Source organism: Nesterenkonia cremea, from assembly GCF_014642675.1.
In the GTDB taxonomy this organism is placed as follows: domain Bacteria; phylum Actinomycetota; class Actinomycetes; order Actinomycetales; family Micrococcaceae; genus Nesterenkonia; species Nesterenkonia cremea.
Genome location: NZ_BMIS01000001.1, coordinates 1 through 18,473, shown reverse-complemented (window position 1 = coordinate 18,473; position 18,473 = coordinate 1). Strand labels below are relative to the sequence as shown.

Annotated in this window: 13 protein-coding genes; 12 read left to right on the top strand and 1 reads right to left on the bottom strand. The window is 65.7% G+C overall.

The annotated features are described in order from the left end of the window. Positions 1–26: 26 nt before the first annotated feature. From IEW85_RS00065 to IEW85_RS00045, 5 genes are all read left to right on the top strand, one after another. Complete coding sequence (locus tag IEW85_RS00065) at positions 27–1,643, top strand: aldehyde dehydrogenase (NADP(+)) (RefSeq protein WP_188681948.1); 1,617 nt, start codon at positions 27–29, stop codon at positions 1,641–1,643. Further along, positions 1,640–2,968 carry an enolase C-terminal domain-like protein gene (locus tag IEW85_RS00060; protein ID WP_188681947.1) on the top strand — a complete coding sequence of 443 codons (1,329 nt, stop codon included), beginning with the start codon at positions 1,640–1,642 and terminating at the stop codon, positions 2,966–2,968. Before IEW85_RS00065 ends, IEW85_RS00060 begins: the two co-directional genes overlap by 4 nt. A 41-nt stretch (positions 2,969–3,009) precedes the next feature. Beyond that, positions 3,010–3,951 carry an AEC family transporter gene (locus IEW85_RS00055; protein ID WP_188681946.1) on the top strand — a complete coding sequence of 314 codons (942 nt, stop codon included), beginning with the start codon at positions 3,010–3,012 and terminating at the stop codon, positions 3,949–3,951. Between the two features lie 217 nt (positions 3,952–4,168). Continuing rightward, positions 4,169–5,464 (top strand): MFS transporter, encoded by a 1,296-nt coding sequence (locus IEW85_RS00050; protein WP_188681945.1) that lies wholly within the window; start codon positions 4,169–4,171, stop codon positions 5,462–5,464. 44 nt (positions 5,465–5,508) lie between these two features. Then, positions 5,509–7,842 carry an alpha-L-rhamnosidase gene (locus tag IEW85_RS00045; RefSeq protein ID WP_188681944.1) on the top strand — a complete coding sequence of 778 codons (2,334 nt, stop codon included), beginning with the start codon at positions 5,509–5,511 and terminating at the stop codon, positions 7,840–7,842. 153 nt (positions 7,843–7,995) lie between these two features. Here the strand turns inward: IEW85_RS00045 and IEW85_RS00040 are convergent, their stop codons facing one another. Beyond that, a complete protein-coding gene (locus IEW85_RS00040; protein WP_188681943.1) occupies positions 7,996–9,003 on the bottom strand; it encodes a LacI family DNA-binding transcriptional regulator in 1,008 nt (335 codons plus the stop codon). Positions 9,004–9,116: 113 nt separating this feature from the next. On the opposite strand from IEW85_RS00040, the gene rhaI reads away from it, so the two are divergent. The 7 genes from rhaI (at position 9,117) to IEW85_RS00005 (ending at position 18,297) form a co-directional block, all read left to right on the top strand. Continuing rightward, positions 9,117–10,277: an L-rhamnose isomerase gene (gene rhaI, locus IEW85_RS00035; RefSeq protein WP_188681942.1), complete on the top strand. Its 1,161-nt coding sequence runs from the start codon at positions 9,117–9,119 to the stop codon at positions 10,275–10,277. 7 nt (positions 10,278–10,284) lie between these two features. Further along, a complete protein-coding gene (locus tag IEW85_RS00030) occupies positions 10,285–12,330 on the top strand; it encodes a bifunctional aldolase/short-chain dehydrogenase (RefSeq protein ID WP_373286530.1) in 2,046 nt (681 codons plus the stop codon). A 23-nt stretch (positions 12,331–12,353) separates the two neighbouring features. Beyond that, positions 12,354–13,889: a rhamnulokinase gene (locus tag IEW85_RS00025; RefSeq protein ID WP_188681940.1), complete on the top strand. Its 1,536-nt coding sequence runs from the start codon at positions 12,354–12,356 to the stop codon at positions 13,887–13,889. Beyond that, positions 13,886–15,139, top strand: coding sequence for an alpha-hydroxy acid oxidase (locus IEW85_RS00020; RefSeq protein WP_188681939.1), 1,254 nt, complete (start codon positions 13,886–13,888; stop codon positions 15,137–15,139). Before IEW85_RS00025 ends, IEW85_RS00020 begins: the two co-directional genes overlap by 4 nt. Before the next feature lie 11 nt (positions 15,140–15,150). After that, positions 15,151–16,098, top strand: a complete 948-nt coding sequence (locus tag IEW85_RS00015; protein WP_188681938.1) for an SMP-30/gluconolactonase/LRE family protein — start codon at positions 15,151–15,153, stop codon at positions 16,096–16,098. A gap of 81 nt (positions 16,099–16,179) precedes the next feature. After that, positions 16,180–16,608 carry a universal stress protein gene (locus IEW85_RS00010; RefSeq protein ID WP_188681937.1) on the top strand — a complete coding sequence of 143 codons (429 nt, stop codon included), beginning with the start codon at positions 16,180–16,182 and terminating at the stop codon, positions 16,606–16,608. Between the two features lie 78 nt (positions 16,609–16,686). Continuing rightward, positions 16,687–18,297 (top strand): AbgT family transporter, encoded by a 1,611-nt coding sequence (locus tag IEW85_RS00005; RefSeq protein WP_188681936.1) that lies wholly within the window; start codon positions 16,687–16,689, stop codon positions 18,295–18,297. The last annotated feature ends 176 nt before the right edge of the window (positions 18,298–18,473 follow it).

Here is an 18,473-nt window from a genome sequence, read left to right as displayed (position 1 = left end):
ACCGTCGAAGAACTGAGGGAGTCCAGATGAGCACCCTGAACGAGACTGTCTACCATTCGTTGGTCGCCGGAACTCCGGTGGAGGGAACCGCCGGAAGCACCCAGGCGGTGGACCCGGCCCAGAACCAGAAGACCGGACCTGAATTCACGCTGCTGGGGGAGGGGCAGGTCGAGGAGGCCGCACAGGCCGCCGCAGAGGCTTTCCCCACCTACCGCAGACTGGCCCCTGAGGCGCGGGCGGCGTTCCTGCGCACTGCCGCTGATCGCATCGAGGCCCGGGGCGAGGAGATCGTCGCCACGGCGATGACCGAGACCGGGCTGCCCCAGCCACGCCTGCAGGGCGAGCTGGCGCGCACGGTGAATCAGCTCCGCCTCTTCGCCGGCGTCGCCGCAGCAGGTGACCACTTGGGCGTGCGGATCGAGCCGCCGCTGTCCGACCGTAAGCCGCTCCCGCGTCCTGACCTGCGCCAGCGCAGGATCCCGCTGGGCCCGGTGGTCGTGTTCGGCGCGTCCAACTTCCCGCTGGCCTTCTCCGTGGCCGGCGGCGACACCGCCTCGGCGCTCGCCGCAGGATGCCCGGTGGTCTTCAAGGCGCACAACGCGCATCCGGGGACCGGCCAGCTGGTCGGCCAGGCGCTGGCAGAGGCAGTGGCCGAACATGACCTCCCACGGGGCACCTTCTCGCTGGTCTACGGCCGCGGCACCGATGTCGGCCAGAAGCTGGTGGCTGACCCGCGCATCAAGGCAGTCGGCTTCACCGGCTCCCGCGGCGGCGGCACCGCACTGATGCAGACAGCTGCCGCTCGTCAGGAGCCGATCCCGGTCTACGCCGAGATGAGCTCGGTGAACCCGATCTTCCTGCTCCCCTCCGCAGCAGCAGGGGACCGGAAGGCCTTGGCCGAAGGCTTCGTCACCTCGCTGAACGGTTCTGCCGGCCAGCTCTGCACCGCCCCCGGGCTGCTGTTCGTCCCCGAGGGCTCTGATGGTGACGACCTGATCCAGCAGGTGCAGGCGGCTCTGAGTGAGGCGGCCGGAGTGACCATGCTGACTCCGGGCATCTGCTCCTCCCGCGTGGAGGGTGAGCAGAAGCTCTCCGGCCTGCCGGGAGTCTCTGAGGTCGGCCGCGGCACAGACGGTCAGACCGAGCACGCTCCCGCGCCGGCGGTCTACTCCACCGACGTGAAGACCTTCATCGAGACCTCGGAGCTCTCTGAGGAGATCTTCGGCGCAGTCTGCCTGGTGGTGCGCTATAGCTCCTCCGAGCAGCTGAACCAGGTGGCCGAGTCCATCGAGGGGCAGCTGACCGCCACGCTGCATCTGGACACCGATCAGGACGCTGACGTCGCGGCAGCTGAGACCCTGGTCGAGCTCCTGGAGCTGAAGGCCGGGCGACTGCTCATCAACGGCTGGCCCACCGGCGTCGACGTCGGGGATGCGATGGTCCACGGCGGGCCGTTCCCCGCGACCTCCGACGGTCGGTCCACCTCCGTGGGCACTCTGGCGATCGAGCGGTTCCTGCGCCCCGTGGTCTATCAGAATGCTCCTGAGGCTCTGCAGCCTGCTGCCGTCCAGGACGCGAACCCGTGGAACCTGACGCGCCGTGTGGACGGCAGCTGGGTTGTGGCTCAGAAGGAGGAAGGATGACCGCAGCAGGTCCCACTGTCGCCCAGGTCGAAGTCGTGCCCGTGGCCGGGTACGACTCGATGCTGATGAACCTCTCCGGCGCCCACGGCCCTTACTTCACCCGAAACGTCGTCATCATCACGGATGACGAGGGCCGGACCGGGCTCGGAGAGGTGCCCGGCGGGCAGAAGATCGCCAGCACCATCGACGAGGCCGGCCGTCGCATCGCTGGCCAGCCGGTGGCGCGGTTCCGCTCCCTGCTGCGGGAGATCTCGCAGGCCTTCGCAGACCTCGACGCCGGCGGGCGCGGCAATCAGACCTTCGATCTGCGGACCACGGTCCACGCCGTCACCGCCATCGAGTCAGCGATACTCGACCTCCACGGCCAGTATCTGGGCGTCCCAGTGGCTGAGCTCCTGGGCGAAGGTCAGCAGCGGCACAGCGTGCCGATGCTGGGCTACCTGTTCTTCGTCGGCAACCCTGACGCCACCGATCTTCCCTACCTGCGGGAGAGCGAGGGCGACGACTGGAGCCGTCGGCGTCGTGAAGAAGCCATGGATGCCCAAGGCGTCATCGAGCTCGCCAAGGCGGCTCAGCAGCGCTACGGATTCCGTGATTTCAAGCTCAAGGGCGGCGTGCTCGACGGCGACGTCGAGGCAGACGTGGTCACCGCGCTGCACGAAGAGTTCCCCGAATCGCGCATCACGCTGGACCCCAACGGAGGGTGGCTGCTGGAGGACGCGATCCGCATCGGCCGGAGGCTGCGCGGAGTGGTCGCCTATGCTGAGGATCCCTGTGGCGCCGAAGGGGGCTTCTCCGCCCGCGAGATCATGTCGGAGTTCAAGCGGGCCACCGGACTGCCCACGGCCACGAATATGTGCGCCACCGATTGGCGCGAGATGGCGGCAGCCATCCGCAGCAACGCAGTGGACATCCCGCTGGCGGATCCGCATTTCTGGACCATGGGCGGCTCGGTGCGTGTGGCCCAGCTCTGTCACGACTTCGGGGTGACCTGGGGATCGCACTCCAATAACCACTTCGACATCTCCCTGGCGATGTTCACCCAGGTGGGCGCAGCGGCCCCCGGGGAGATCACCGCTTTGGACACCCACTGGATCTGGCAGGACGGGCAGGGCCTCACCGAGGAGCCGCCGGTCATCCGCGACGGTGCCGTTGCAGTGCCCGATGCGCCCGGTCTCGGCGTGACGCTGGACAGGGATCGCCTGGCCGAGGCTCATGAGCTCTACGTGGAGCACGGCCTGGGTGCCCGTGACGACTCGGTCGCCATGCAGTATCTGGTCCCAGGGTGGGAGTTCGATCCGAAGAAGCCCTGTATGGTGCGTTGAGAAAGTTCTCACACGACGGGATCTGCGCGGGAGGCGGGTAGATGGAAGGGATCCTCCTCGGCTTTGCCGTCGTCGCCGTGCTGATGACCACCGGCGCGGTGACGGCCGCGTGGCGTCCGCGCCGGGCCGAGGTGATCCAGCAGGGCGCCACCCCGCTGGTCTACTACATCACCAATCCCTGTCTGATGATCATCCTGGTGGCCGACACCGATGTGCGGGTGGTCGCCGGGCTCTTCGCCCCGCTGGCGCTGGCCATCGCGCTGCTCACAGGGCTGTGCTTCGCGCTCTTCGGACTGCTGGCCCGCCGAGCCAAGCGGGACATCGCCGTCGGCGCGATGGCCTCCAGCTACGTCAACGCCGGCAACATCGGCGCCCCGGTGGCGCTCTACATGGTGGGCAGCACCGCCCCAGTGGTGGCGGTGCTGCTGGCCCAGCTGCTGGTGCTCGCCCCGCTCTATCTGGTGATCTTCGGTCTGATCGCCAGTGCCGACGGCGACGACGTCTCCGGGTCCTCCCGCGGCCGCACCATCCTGCGCTCGCTGTTCAACCCGGTCACGCTCGGCGTGCTGGTGGGCAGCGTGATCTCCCTGGTGGGCGAGGTGCCCCCGGCCTTCCTCTGGCAGCCGATCACCATGATCGGTGAGGCCTCCATTCCGCTGATGCTGATCATCTTCGGCATGGCGCTGTGGAAGGAGAAGCCCTTCCGCTCCCGTGAGCACCTGGCTGAGAGCCTGGTCAGCACCCTCTGCAAGGCGGCGGTGATGCCGCTGATCGCCTGGGTGCTGGCGGGGCCGATCTTCGGGCTCTCCGGCACGGATCTGCTCGGCGTCGTGGCGATGGCGGCTCTGCCCACGGCGCAGAACGTCTATATCTTCGGACTCCAGCACGGCATGCCCACCAGCGTGCCGAAGGACGTCATCTTCGCCAGCTCCTTCCTGGCGCTGCCGGTGACCCTGCTGGCCGCCTGGCTGTTGACGATGTGAGCCGGCTTAGTGACCGGTGGGGGAGCCCTCGATTAAATCGATCTATGGAAAAGCGCTGATCAGGTAGCTGAACTAGTCCTCCAGGGCGCTGATGGAGCGGAAAGTTCATCGCGCCCCCTTGTAAATCGATTCAATTCGCGCTTAGCATGTAGTGACTGAAGTCACGTGTCCTGAGTCACGTGAGCGCATTGTCTCTTCATCGCAAAGGAGCGAGCCCATGGCCACTGAACTTCGCCGATCCCAACGCTGGCGCTCGTGGTACACGGCAGGAGTCGCCGGTATGGCCTCGTACCTGGATGCGTGTGCCATCGTCACCACAGGCACTGCTCTGGTGCTTTATCAGGACAGCTGGGGCATCACTGGCGCTCAGTTCGGCCAGTTGTCGGCACTGCTGACGATCATGATCGCTGTCGGCGCATTGGTCGGTGGTCCGTTGTCCGATCGTTTCGGCAGGAAGCGGATCTTCACTCTGACCATCGCGCTCTACGCTCTGGGTGCACTCTTCTTGGTGCTTGCTCCGGGGGTCGGTCTGCTCTATCTCGGAATCATCTTCATCGGGTTCGGCGCCGGTGCAGACCTGCCGCCTTCGCTCGCGATGATTGCAGAAGCGGCTCCAGAGGGTGATGAAGGAAAGATGGTGACCTTCTCTCACGTGCTGTGGATGGCTGGAATCGTGGCGGCTCATGTCTTCGGACTCTTCGTCGGAGACTTGGGTGCGGAGGGTGCGCGCATCATGTATGGGCACCTTCTCCTGGTGAGTCTGCTCGTCCTGATTCTCAGATGGGGCCTGCCAGAGTCGCAGTTGTGGACGAGTCGGATGAACGCGGTCTCCTCGGGCTCGGTGGACGCCACCTCTCTGCGCACTGTGTTTTCGAAGAGGTACCTGCCGGCTTTGGTGGCGATAGGCCTCTTCTATGGCATTACGAACATCGCAGCGAATACGAATGGGCAGTTTTCCACCTACTTGTATGTCAACGTCGCGGGGTCGGATGTGCGAATGGCCGCATCCATGAACCTCGTCGGACTGGGAGTTGGGGTGTTGGCGACATTCTTCCTGATGCGGATTGTGGACAGTCGATATCGCATGATCGGTTTCGCGTTGGGAACGGTTGCAGCAGTATTTGCGGCGTTGGTCCCAGCTTTGATCGGCGTCACCATCATTACTCTGGTCATTTTCGGTCTCATCTATGGGATTGCCGGTGTCATCTCTGGCGAGCCCTTGTTCAAGGTGTGGTCCCAGGAGCTCTTTCCCACAGAGCTGCGTGGCACTGCGCAGAGCATCGCCATCTCATTCACACGGTTCGTCGCGGCGGGAGTGGGGCTGGTGACCCCCGGAATCATCGAATATGGCGCAGACGTCCTCTTCTACTTCTTGGGCGCGTGCCTGCTGACTGCTGGATGTATCGGGTTCTTCTGGATCGCTCGCATGCCCAAGGTCTTGCAGGGAGAGAAAGAGGTCGGAGTTCATGCACCAGCAAGCGTTCGAGGTGAAGCCGGTGCGTCCGTCAATTAAAAAGTCATAGACCAGCGATCTGTCTGAATCGAAAGGTGTTCCCCATGTCTCAATCCGTTCAGTCGGAAACCTCGTCGGCCTCAGAGTCGGTGTGGAACCCGGATGCTCACTTCATCGGGCCGCAAGAGCCCGATGGTTCCGCGCCACGCTTCCGGAAGAGTTTCGCCTTGAAAGAGGGCCATGGCCGGGTTATCCAGGCAACTCTGCGTGCGACTGCTTTCGGCGTATACGAGGCGTTTCTGGACGGAACGCCTGTCAGCAGCGATGTGCTGGCTCCCGGTTGGTCGAGCTACGAGTGGCGTCTGAGGTATCAGACCTATGACTTGACCGAACGACTGGCGGACAGCGACCGGCGAGTTCATGTCCTTGCAGCTGTGGTCGGAAACGGTTGGTATCTCGGGCAGTTGGGCTGGGAGGAGCGCCGGAATCTCTATGGCAACGAGCGAGGTGTTCTGCTGCAGCTGGATATCAGGTACGAGGATGGTCATGAACAGACAGTCGGCACGGACGATTCGTGGCAGAGCCAGGGCTCCGAGATCCTTCATGATGATCTGTACGACGGGCAGACCATCGACTGCAGGCGTTGCGATGAAGGATGGGCCGATGGGGTGGAGACTGCGCGGCCGTGGGGGCCGGTCCGATCTCTCCAGCCGCAGGCTGAAACGCGGCTGACAGCTCCCTTCGGTCCGCCGATCCGGCGTCAGGAAAGCCTCCGGCCGGTGAAGATCTGGCAGTCTCCGTCAGGAAGGACGCTGGTCGATTTCGGTCAGAATCTGGTGGGATGGCTTCGCTTCCGAGTATCAGGGGCAGCGGGACAAGAGGTCGTGCTCAAGCATGCCGAAGTGCTTGAGCATGGTGAGCTGGGTACGCGGCCCTTGCGTCATGCGGATGCTACTGACCGACTGGTGCTGTCGGGTCAGGAGGACTTCTTTGAGCCCACCTTCACTTTCCATGGGTTCCGATACGTCGAAGTGACCGGTTGGCCCGGAGAGCTGACGGCGGATGATCTGGAGGCCGTCGTCGTCCATTCGGACATGGCTCGGACAGGCCACTTCAGGACGTCCAATCCGAAGGTCAACCAGTTGCACCAGAACGTGGTCTGGGGCTTGAAGGGGAACTTTCTGGATGTGCCGACTGATTGCCCACAGAGGGATGAGCGACTCGGGTGGACAGGGGATATCTCTGTATTCGCGCCGACCGCCGCTCGGCTCTATGACGTGAAGAGCTTCCTTGCTGATTGGTTGCGCGATCTGGCTGCCGAGCAGAGGGCGGCTCAGGATCTCGTGCCTTTTGTCGTGCCGGATGTGTTGAAGTATCAGGGCGCGCCCGAAGAGTTCGAGCCGTTGAACTCAACCGCGATCTGGTCCGATGCGGCCGTCTGGGTTCCCTGGGCTTTGTATCAGGCCTACGGAGACGTCGAAATTCTCAGGAACCAGTACGAGTCGATGACGGGGCATGTCCGTCGTGTCGAAACTCTTCTCTCGGATTCCGGCGTGTGGGACACCGGCTTCCAATTCGGTGACTGGCTGGACCCGGATGCCTCGCCGCACGAACCTGCTGCGGCCAAAGCAAATCCAAGCGTCGTTGCGACAGCATGCGTGGTGCGGAGTGCCCGCATGGTGTCGGAAGCAGCGAAGCTGCTGGGCCGTGACGTCGAAGCGGCCGAATTCTCGGACCTTGCGCGACGCGTGGCAGAGGCCTTCCAGGATCAGTACGTCGATGCATCCGGCACGATCATGTCTGACTGCACCACCGTCTACACGTTGGCCATCGTCTTCGACCTCTTGACGCCTGAGCAGCGTGAGCGCGCGGGGGAGCGGCTCAGCGAGCTTGTTCGGGAAGCTGATTATCGCGTGTCTACAGGTTTTGCCGGCACCCCGTACATCACGGAAGCCTTGAGCAGCACTGGTCACGTCGAGGACGCTTACCTCCTGCTGTTGGAGGAGGAATGCCCATCGTGGATGTACCCGGTGTCCATGGGGGCAACCACTGTGTGGGAGCGCTGGGATTCGATGTTGCCTGATGGGACCATCAATCCGGGGGAGATGACGAGCTTCAATCACTATGCGTTGGGGTCTGTGGCTGAGTGGATGTATCAGGCGATCGGCGGCATCGAGATCGCTGAGCCTGGTTATGCCCGGGTGCGGATTCGGCCGCTGGTGCCCGAAGGTCGTGTGAAGGACGCGATCACCTGGGCGGACGTCTCGGTGGATACAAGGTATGGGCAGGTTCGCAGTGCTTGGGAGCGTGACGGCGATGTCGTGCATTACCGGGTGCAGATTCCCGAAGGTGTTGAGGCGGAGCTGGCGCTTCCCGGCGGTGAGAAGCAGGTGCTGGCGGCTGGTGAGCACCGCCAGACTGCTGTCGTGAGTGTCTGAAGGCAGCAGCCCGAATGCGTTGAAGTGACACCTGTTCTCTTGGCTTCGGGTTTTGGCAGATTGGGCTGAGGGGCTAGCCGGCCGGTCTCCGGTCGCGGGCCCCTCAGCCCAGTGGCTGTGTGCTGGGGCGGCCTAGGTTTCGGGGTGCGCTGCTCACGCTCCGGTCGTCGACTCGCGCACAACAATCTCGGGCTGGAAGACGGTGTGCTGTACGGGTGCGCCGGGTTTGTCGATGACATCGCAGAGAAGTTCCGCCGCACGTGAGCCCATCTCTTCTGCGGGCTGGCGGATCGAGGTGATCGGAGTTGTGGCCGAAGCGGAGAACTGGATGTTGTCGTAGCCGATCAGGGCGATGTCGTCAGGGACGGAGACGCCTGCTCGAACCAACTCTTGGAGTACGCCGAGAGCGATGAGGTCGTTGGCGGCAAAGATCGCGTCGGGGCGAGTGCTGCGTGGTTTGGCCAGGATGTCGAGGGTTGCCAGGCGTCCGGCGGCTACGTCTGTCGTAGGCGTTTCGTGGAAGGTCAGTGTGGCCGAGTCAGACTGCTGGACTCGCTGCTGGGCCCCCTGAAGGCGGTGTTTGATCTGCCGGAGGTTCTGCGGCCCACCGACCATGGCGATGTGCTGCCGGCCGCGCTCGAGGAGGTGATCCACTGCGAGACGGCCTCCGAGCTTGTCGTCTACGGAGACGGAGGAGAACTCGTCGGCGCCGGTCTTGCGGTCCACGATGACAACTGCCGTTCCCCGTTCTTTGAGTCGCCGCAGGCGGTGGAGAACATTTCCTACAGGGGTGACCAGGACGCCGGCCAGGCGCTGCTCCTCAAACAGGCCGAGCTGGGCTGCTTCCCGTTCTGCATCCTGGTTGCTGTTGCTCAGAAGGAGCGGGCGATGGCTGGTGGTGAGTTGATTCTCGGCTCCGCGTGCGACTTCGGCGAAGAAGGGGTTCCCCACATCCAGCAGGATCATCCCGACTGCTCGGTTGCTGCCGGCTCGCAGCTGGCGCGCTGCATCGTTGCGGACGTAGCCGAGCTCGTCGATGGCCTCTTGGATGCGTTGGCGCGTAGAGGCGGAGACGCGTTCGGGGTGGTTGAGTGCGTTCGAGACGGTGGCCGGAGAAACCCCTGCGAGCTTTGCCACGTCCCGGACCTGCGCCAATGCCATGCATTTCAGGATACCCGGGGTGCTCCTATTGACGACCTTGTGAGCCATGCCATACAGTGCTGAGCAGAATTGAAACGATTTAATAAGCGTTCGCGCTACGTGGTGAGGGCTCAATGACGACATTCGACGATATTGCTCCGCAGCTGGAGCACCAGGCCATCGAGGTCCCCTCATGGGCCTACGGAAACTCTGGCACCCGCTTCAAGGTCTTCGGCTCCCCGGGCACCCCGCGCACGGTGGAGGAGAAGATCGACGACGCCGCCACGGTCCACCGCTTCACCGGGCTGGCGCCCAAGGTGGCCCTGCACATCCCCTGGGACCTGGTGGACAACTTCAGCGCCCTGCGCAGGCATGCGGAGGACCAGGGGGTCGCCATCGGGACGATCAACTCCAACACCTTCCAGGACGACGACTACAAGCTCGGCGGTCTGACCCACCACGACGAGGCCGTGCGGCAGAAGGCCATCGACCACCACCTGCAGTGCATCGAGGTCATGTACGCCACCGGCTCCAAAGACCTCAAGATCTGGCTGGCCGATGGCTCCAACTACCCCGGACAGGCGGATATGCGCTCCCGGCAGGACCGGCTGGCGGACTCCCTGCAGCGCATCCACGCTGAGCTGGACGCCGAGCAGCGCCTGGTGCTGGAGTACAAGATCTTCGAGCCGGCGTTCTACCACACCGACGTCCCGGACTGGGGCACGGCCCTGCTCCACGTGCAGGCCCTGGGGGAGAACGCCGTGGTCTGCCTGGACACCGGCCACCACGCGCCCTCGACCAATGTGGAGTTCATCGTCGCCCAGCTGCTGCGCGCCGGGAAGCTGGGCTCCTTCGACTTCAACTCCCGCAACTACGCCGACGATGACCTCATCGTGGGTTCCGCGGACCCCTTCCAGCTCTTCCGGATCCTCTTCGAGGTCATCCGCGGCGGCGGCTATGAGCCGGACTCCGGAGTGGCCTTCATGCTCGACCAGTGCCACAACATCGAGAAGAAGATCCCCGGTCAGATCCGCAGCGTGCTCAACGTTCAGGAGATGACCGCCCGGGCCCTGCTGGTGGACCGCGAGGCCTTGGCTGAGGCCCAGCAGGCCGGCGATGTGCTCGGCGCCCATGAGACCTTCATGGACGCTTTCTACACCGACGTCCGAGGCGACCTCGCCGCCTGGCGCGAGTCCCGCGGGCTGCCCGCCGAGCCGATGAAGGCCTATGCGGCCTCTGGGCACCAGGAGACGATCGAGGCCGACCGCGTCGGCGGAACCCAGATGAGTTGGTAAGAGAGGCATGCAGACGATGACCAACCCCGCAGTGGACGCCCTGATCGCCCGATCCAACCGGCTGGGCGCAGACCCGAAGAACACCAACTACGCCGGCGGCAACACCTCCGCCAAGGGCACCGACCGCGATCCCGTCACCGGCGAGTACGTGGAGCTGCTCTGGGTCAAGGGCTCCGGCGGAGACCTCGGCACCCTCAAGGAGTCCGGCCTGGCCACCCTGCGCCTGGACCGGATGCGCGCCATGGTGGACACCTACCCCGGCGTGGAGCGCGAGGACGAGATGGTCGCCGCCTTCGACTACTGCCTCCACGGCAAGGGTGGCGCCGCCCCTTCCATCGACACCGCCATGCACGGCCTGGTGGACGCCGCCCATGTGGACCACCTGCACCCGGACTCCGGCATCGCCATCGCCACCGCCGTCGACGGCCCGGAGCTCACCCAGAAGATCTTCGGCGACAAGGTGGTCTGGGTCCCGTGGCGCCGCCCCGGCTTCCAGCTCGGCCTGGACATCGCCGAGATCAAGGAGCAGAACCCGCAGGCTGTGGGCTGCATCCTCGGCGGTCACGGCATCACCGCCTGGGGTGAGACCTCCGAGGAGTCCGAGCGGAACTCGCTGTGGATCATCGACACCGCCGCCGCCTACATCGCCGAGCACTCGAAGCCCGAGCCCTTCGGTGCACCCCTGGAGGGCTACGCGCCCCTGGGGCACGCCGAGCGCCGAGCCAAGGCCGCCGCCCTGATCCCCACCATCCGGGCCATCGCCAGCGCGGACAAGCCCCAGGTGGGCCACTTCTCCGACGATGAGGCCGTCCTGGAGTTCCTGGCCCACGCCGAGCACCTGCGCCTGGCCGCACTGGGCACCAGCTGCCCGGACCACTTCCTGCGCACCAAGGTGAAGCCCCTGGTGCTGGACCTGCCCGCCGAGGCCGGCATCGAGGAGTCCGTGGCCCGGCTGAAGGAGCTCCACGAGGAGTACCGCAGGGACTACCAGGCCTACTACGACCGCCACGCCGACGCCGACTCCCCGGCCATCCGCGGCGCGGACCCGGCCATCGTGCTGGTCCCCGGCGTGGGCATGTTCAGCTTCGGCAAGGACAAGCAGACCGCCCGCGTGGCCGGCGAGTTCTACCTCAACGCCATCAACGTCATGCGCGGCGCCGAGGGCCTGTCCAGCTACGCCCCCATCGATGAGCGCGAGAAGTTCCGCATCGAGTACTGGGCGTTGGAGGAGGCCAAACTCCAGCGCATGCCCCAGCCCAAGGAGCTCGCCACCCGCATCGCTCTGGTCACCGGAGCCGCCTCGGGCATCGGCAAGGCCATCGCCCAGCGCCTGGCGGCCGAGGGTGCGGTGGTCGCCATCGCGGACCTGGACCTGCAGAAGGCCCAGGAGGCCGCCGCGGAGATCGGCGGACCGGATCAGGCCGTCGGCGTCGCCGTCGACGTCTCCGACGAGTCCGCCGTCCAGCAGGCCGTGGAGGAGACCCTGCTGGCCTTCGGCGGCCTGGACATCGTGGTCAACAATGCCGGGCTGAGCCTGTCCAAGTCCCTGCTGGAGACCACCGCCAAGGACTGGGACCTGCAGCATGACGTGATGGCCAAGGGCTCCTTCCTGGTGTCTAAGACCGCCGCGAACGCGCTGATCGAACAGGGCCTGGGCGGAGACATCCTCTACATCTCCTCGAAGAACAGCGTCTTCGCCGGCCCCAACAACATCGCCTACTCCGCTACGAAGGCCGACCAGGCCCACCAGGTGCGGCTGCTGGCCGCCGAGCTGGGCGAGCATCAGATCCGCGTCAACGGCATCAACCCCGACGGCGTGGTCCAGGGCTCGGGCATCTTCGCCTCCGGCTGGGGCGCCAACCGCGCCAAGACCTACGGCATCGCCGAGGAGGACCTGGGCAAGTTCTACGCCCAGCGCACCATCCTCAAGCGCGAGGTGCTGCCGGAGAACGTGGCCAACGCCGCCTTCGTGCTGCTCAGCCAGGACCTGTCCCACACCACCGGCCTGCACGTGCCCGTGGACGCCGGCGTGGCCGCGGCCTTCCTGCGCTGAGACGACAGGGCAGGAGAGCGCAGATGAGCACGACGACGTCGGTCACCCATCATGCGGCGGTGGACCTCGGGGCCTCCTCCGGCCGGGTGGTGCTGGGTCGAGTGGGTCCGGACACGCTTGAGCTGGCAGAGGCGGCTCGCTTCGGCAACGGGGTGGTGCCGCTGCCCGACGGGCTGCACTGGAACCTGGTGGGACTCTACGAGCAGGCACTGGCCGGCATCGCCGCTGCCCAGCAGACCGTGGTCCGGGAAGCCGGGGCAGGATCTGGGGCTGGGCTGGCCTCGGTGGGGATCGACTCCTGGGCCGTGGACTACGGGCTGCTGCGCAGCGCTGGTCCAGGTGCGGACCGGAACGATAGGGAGGCGATGTCCCTGCTGGGCACCCCCTTCCACTACCGGGACTCCCGCACCGCCGCCGGGGTGGAGGCCACCCACCGGCAGGTGCCCTTCGCCGAGCTCTACCGACGCAACGGCCTGCAGTTCCTGCCCTTCAACACCCTCTACCAGCTGGCCGCCGAACCGATGCTGGAGGCCGCCGAGCAGCTGCTGCTGGTCCCGGACCTGCTGGGCTACTGGCTCACCGGCCAGCGCCGCGCCGAGGCCACCAACGCCTCCACCACTGGGCTCCTGGACGTGTGCACCCAGCAGTGGGACACCGAGCTGATGGACCAGCTGGGCATCAGCCCCAGCGTGTTCCCCGAGGTGGCCGCCCCGGGGAACACGCTGGGGGTCACCCGCGCCGAGCTCGCCGAGACCCTGGGTGGGCAGCACCCGGTGACCCTGGTGGGCTCCCATGACACCGCCTCCGCCGTGGTGGGCACCCCGCTCTCCAGCCCGGACGCCGCCTACATCTCCTGCGGCACGTGGGGGCTGGTGGGCCTGGAGCTGGGCGCCCCGGTGGTCACTGAGGCCGCCCGGCAGGCCAACTTCACCAATGAGGGCGGGGTGGACGACACCACCCGTTTCCTGACCAACGTCATGGGGACCTGGCTGCTCTCCGAGACCTTGCGCACCTGGGCGCGCCAGGACGCCGCGACGGCGGGGGCGTCGGAGCCCAGCCTCACCGCGCTGCTGGAAGCCGCCGCCGAAGTTCCTACGGACGCCGTCGTCGTCTTCGATGTCCAGGACGAACGGTTCGTCGCACCCGGGGATATGCCCGCCCGGATCGCTGCGCTGTGCACCGAGCAGGACCTGCCGGTGCCCACCACCCGGCCCGAGCTGGTGCGCAGCATCGTGGAGTCCATCGCCGCCGGCTTCGCCCGAGCGCTGGATGACGCGGCGCGACTCTCCGGCCGGCAGCCCGATGCAGTGCATATGGTCGGAGGGGGATCGCAGAACGCGCTGCTGTGCCAGGCCACCGCGGACCGCTCCGGGCTGCCCGTGATGGCCGGGCCGGTGGAGGCCACAGCATTGGGAAACCTATTGATCCAGGCCCGAACCGCGGGAACACTGAGCGGTGGGCTGTCCGACCTGCGGTCGCTGATTCGTCGCTCGCAGCGGATCGCAACGTATTCGCCTGCCGATTCGGCAGGTCGTGCCAGAGAGGAAAGCGCGAGATGAATGAACCAAAGTCCGCCGCCCGCGTCCAGCGCCAGGTGCCCAAGCCCCGCGATCTCGCGCCGCTGATGAAGTTCAAGGGGATCGATCTCAACGCCTCCCGACGCCGCCTCAACGCCGCTCTGACCATCGAGGATCTGCGGAAGGTGGCCAAGCGCCGCACCCCCAAGGCCGCCTTCGACTACACCGACGGCGCCGCCGAGGGTGAGCTGTCCCTGAGTCGAGCCCGCCAGGCCTTCCAGGATGTGGAGTTCCACCCCTCCATCCTTCGCGACGTCTCAGCCGTGGACACCTCCACCCAGATCTTCGGCGGCCCCTCCGCGCTGCCCTTCGGGATCGCGCCCACCGGCTTCACCCGGCTGATGCAGACCGAGGGCGAGACCGCCGGCGCCGGAGCGGCGGGAGCCGCGGGCATCCCCTTCACCCTCTCCACACTGGGCACCACCAGCATCGAGGACGTGAAGTCCGCCAACCCGCAGGGCCGCAACTGGTTTCAGCTCTACGTCATGAAGGACCGGGAGATCTCCTATGAGCTCACCCGCAGAGCCGACGACGCCGGCTTCGACACCCTCTTCTTCACCGTGGACACCCCGGTGGCCGGGGCCCGCCTGCGGGACACCCGCAACGGCTTCTCCATCCCGCCGCAGCTGAGCGTGAACACCATCCTCAACGCCATCCCGCGCCCCTGGTGGTGGATCGACTTCCTGACCACTCCGCCCCTGGAGTTCGCCTCGCTGACCTCCACCGGCGGCACCGTGGCCGAGCTGATCGACAAGGCCTTCGACCCCTCCATCTCCTTCGAGGACCTCAAGATCATCCGCGACCTCTTTAGCGGCAAGATCGTGGTCAAAGGTGTCCAGACGGTGGAGGACGCGAAGAAGCTCGCCGAACTCGGCGTGGACGGCGTCGTGCTCTCCAATCACGGCGGGCGTCAGCTGGACCGTGCGCCGGTGCCCTTCCATCTGCTGCCGGAGGTGGTGCGCGAAGTCGGCGAGGACCTGGAGGTCACGCTGGACACCGGCATCATGAGCGGCGCCGACATCGTGGCCTCCCTGGCGCTGGGCGCGAAGTTCACCTTCATCGGCCGCGCCTACCTCTACGGGCTCATGGCCGGCGGCCGGCCCGGCGTGGACCGCACCATCGAGATCCTGCAGGACCAGATCGTGCGGACCATGAAGCTGCTGGAGGTCTCCGAGATCGCCGAGCTGGAGCCCCGGCACGTCACCCAGCTGGAGCGGCTCCGCCGCCGATGAGAGGAGACCCCATGCACACCCTTCCCGATGACCTCACCCCACCCGGCGCCCAGCTCACCCAGGTGGCCACCGGCGCCACCTGGTCCGAGGGGCCCTGCTGGATCCCCGACGCCGGCGTGCTGCGCTGGTCCGACATCCACGGCGACCGCATCCTGCAGTTCACCCCCGACGCCGGCGATCCCGCTCAGGGTCAGATGAGCGAATACCGCACTTCGGTGGAGTTCACCAATGGCCGCACCTGGCACCCCGACGGCTACGCGGTCCAGTGTTCCCACGGCCTGCGCCGCGTGGAGGCTGACCGCGGCGGCATCGTGGAGCCGCTGGTGGACTCCTGGGGCGGCGTCCGGTTGAACTCGCCCAACGACGTGGTGGTCAACGATGACGGCTCCATCTGGTTCACCGACCCGCACTACGGCCTCACCTCGCCGGGGGAGGGGCATCCCGGTGAGATGGAGTACGGCGCCTGCTATGTCTTCCGCTACGAGCCGGCGTCGGGCCGCCTGGATCCGGTGGTGACCGATATGGAGGAGCCCAACGGGCTCGCCTTCTCCGCTGACGGCACTACGCTCTACGTGGCCGACTCCTCAGCGGTGCGCAAGCTCGAGGGCGTGGGAAACCGGCATGTCCGCACCTACCGCGTGGAGCGCGCCGAAGGAGTTGACGGTGCAGGCGGTGCTGTGCGCTGCACCGACGGCCGGACCCTCTTCGAGATCCCCGCGGGCATCCCTGACGGGCTCCGCGTGGACGAGTCAGGACGAATCTGGTGCTCAGCGGCTGACGGCGTTCACGTCTATACTCCTGAGGGTGAGCACCTGGGGCATCTGCCGGTACCGGAGGTGGTGGCCAATCTCTGCTTCGGCGGAGAGGATGGCAGGGATCTGTACATCTCGGCGACCACCAGCATCTATCACCTCCCGGTCACCGTGCGCGATGCCACGTGGAGAAGGATCTCCGCGTAACCCCCGCAGGCTCGATCCCTCAGCTATAGTGCTGTGCATCACATATAAGTCTGATCATAGGTCGAAAAGAGGAGCAGCATCATGACCGGTCCGATCATCGTCGGCGTCGACGGCAGCCCCACCGCACACAAGGCCGCAGAGACGGCCAAAGAGCTTGCCGCGAAGCTCGGGGCACCCCTGCACGTGGTCTCCGCGCACACGGAGGACAAGATCGCCCACACCAACTCCGGCTCCGACCAGTGGGAGGTCTCCAGCGCGGACAACGCCCTCTACATCGCCGAGCAGGTGGTGAAGAAGCTGCGCACCCCCGGTCAGAAGTTTGTGCCCGCCTCCGCCCACGGCAAGCCTGCCGAAGCCTTGATCAGCTACGCCGATAAGGTCGGCGCCCACATGATCGTGGTCGGCAACCAACGCATGCGCGGCGTCACCCGCGTGCTCGGCAGCGTGGCCAACTCGGTCTCGCACAACGCCACCTGCGACGTCTACATCGCCAACACCTACGGAGACTGAACTCCCGACGCCGGCGGATGAGCAATCAATCCGCCGGCACCAGTGCAGGTTCGGCAATTCCGTGGAAGAATCCCGGGCATGTCCCAAACACCAGATTCTTCTGTGCCGGATGGCGACGATCTGACACCCAGCACTGAGCAGACCTCTGCCGCGGAGAAGAAGCGGCGCCACGGGATCTTCCAGCGCTTCCTCGACGGCGTCGAGTATGCGGGCAACAAACTGCCCCATCCCGTCACGCTCTTCGCCCTGCTGGCCCTCGCTGTCGTGCTGCTCTCCTGGGTGCTCTCTCAGGCGGGCCTCTCCGTCCAGGACCCCTTGGAGGGAGAGGAGGTCGAGGTCTACAATCTCCTCTCCTCCAGCGGCATCGAATGGATGTTCACCTCCGCAGTGGACAACTTCATCAACTTCGCCCCGCTGGGCGTGGTGCTGGCTACGATGATCGGCATCGGCATGGCCGAGCAGACCGGTCTGATCGGTACCCTGCTGCGCAGCTTCATCCTCTCCATCCCCAAGTTCCTGGTGACCTTCGGGATCGTATTCGCGGGCATCATGTCCTCCGTGGCCTCCGACGCCGGCTACGTGGTTCTGCCCCCACTGGCCGCGATCCTGTTCATGGCTCTGGGCCGACACCCGCTGGCCGGCATCGCCGCAGCCTTTGCCGGCGTCTCGGCCGGCTTCAGTGCGAATCTGCTGCTCTCCGGCACCGACGTCATGCTCGGTGAGCTGACGATCGAGGCTGCCGCCACGTTGGATCCCGCATACGCGGAACAGATGAATCTGGCGATGAACTACTGGTTCATCATCGTCTCCACTGCCGTGCTGGCCATCACCGGCACCTTGGTCAGCCAGTTCCTCGTGGAGCCTCGACTGGGCGCCTGGAAGGGCGAGGGTGTCCTGAGGGGCCAGGACTCCGAAACCCTGACCATCACTAAGGTCGAGAAGCGGGGTATGCTCTGGGCCGGCGCGTCCCTGCTGGTCACTGTGGGCCTGATGATGATGCTCGTCGTCCCAGAGAACGCGCCGCTGCGCGGGGAGGACGGAGCGGTGATCCAGTCGCCGTTCATGAGCTCGCTGGTCGTCGTGATCATCGTGGCCTTCTTCGTGCCCGGCTTGGTCTACGGGATCGTCACCAAGTCGGTCCGCAATGACACCGATGTGGTGGATCACCTCTCCCGAACGCTGGCCGGTATGGCCATGTTCCTGGTCCTGGCCTTCACCGCCGGTCAGTTCATCGCCTTCTTCGATCAGTCCAACCTGGGTCTGATCGTCTCGGTCCTCGGCGCCGACTGGCTGGAGTCCATCAACCTGACCGGTGTGCCGCTGGTCCTGCTGTTCATCGTCTTTGTGGGCGTGGTCAACCTCTTCGTCGGTTCGGCCTCGGCCAAGTGGGCCATGCTCGCCCCGATCATGGTGCCGATCATGATGCAGCTGGGCATCTCACCCGAGTTCACTCAGGCCGCTTACCGTGTGGCTGACTCCAGCACAAATATCCTCAGCCCACTGATGACCTACTTCGCCCTGGTCATCGCGGTGGCGCAGAAATATGACAAGCGCGTGGGCATCGGCTCGCTGATCTCCGTGATGCTCCCCTACTCCCTGGCCTTCATGGCGGTCTGGACCCTGATGACGATGGGCTGGATGGGACTGGATCTGCCGCTGGGACCGAACGCACCGGTCTTCTACGACTGAGGCTGAGCGGATCACCCCGGGCTCTTCCTGAGAAATGGCGTGTGTCGCTCTCGGGTTCTAGTGAACGTCGCAACGACCTGACCGTTCAGGAGTTGCAATGCCCAGACGTGAATCCTCTCGAGGAGAGCCTTATGCCGAAGCGGTGAAGGCTGACTGCCTTCGCCGCTTCGGCCAGA

Bases quoted from the DNA above. Each gene is read 5' to 3' on its own strand.
- IEW85_RS00040 (WP_188681943.1), bottom strand. From the start codon at position 9,003: ATGGCATTGGCGCAGGTCCGGGACGTGGCAAAGCTCGCAGGGGTTTCT.
- IEW85_RS00020 (WP_188681939.1), top strand. From the start codon at position 13,886: ATGAATGAACCAAAGTCCGCCGCCCGCGTCCAGCGCCAGGTGCCCAAG.
- IEW85_RS00055 (WP_188681946.1), top strand. From the start codon at position 3,010: ATGGAAGGGATCCTCCTCGGCTTTGCCGTCGTCGCCGTGCTGATGACC.
- IEW85_RS00030 (WP_373286530.1), top strand. From the start codon at position 10,285: ATGCAGACGATGACCAACCCCGCAGTGGACGCCCTGATCGCCCGATCC.
- rhaI (WP_188681942.1), top strand. From the start codon at position 9,117: ATGACGACATTCGACGATATTGCTCCGCAGCTGGAGCACCAGGCCATC.
- IEW85_RS00015 (WP_188681938.1), top strand. From the start codon at position 15,151: ATGCACACCCTTCCCGATGACCTCACCCCACCCGGCGCCCAGCTCACC.
- IEW85_RS00025 (WP_188681940.1), top strand. From the start codon at position 12,354: ATGAGCACGACGACGTCGGTCACCCATCATGCGGCGGTGGACCTCGGG.
- IEW85_RS00065 (WP_188681948.1), top strand. From the start codon at position 27: ATGAGCACCCTGAACGAGACTGTCTACCATTCGTTGGTCGCCGGAACT.
- IEW85_RS00045 (WP_188681944.1), top strand. From the start codon at position 5,509: ATGTCTCAATCCGTTCAGTCGGAAACCTCGTCGGCCTCAGAGTCGGTG.
- IEW85_RS00060 (WP_188681947.1), top strand. From the start codon at position 1,640: ATGACCGCAGCAGGTCCCACTGTCGCCCAGGTCGAAGTCGTGCCCGTG.
- IEW85_RS00050 (WP_188681945.1), top strand. From the start codon at position 4,169: ATGGCCACTGAACTTCGCCGATCCCAACGCTGGCGCTCGTGGTACACG.
- IEW85_RS00005 (WP_188681936.1), top strand. From the start codon at position 16,687: ATGTCCCAAACACCAGATTCTTCTGTGCCGGATGGCGACGATCTGACA.
- IEW85_RS00010 (WP_188681937.1), top strand. From the start codon at position 16,180: ATGACCGGTCCGATCATCGTCGGCGTCGACGGCAGCCCCACCGCACAC.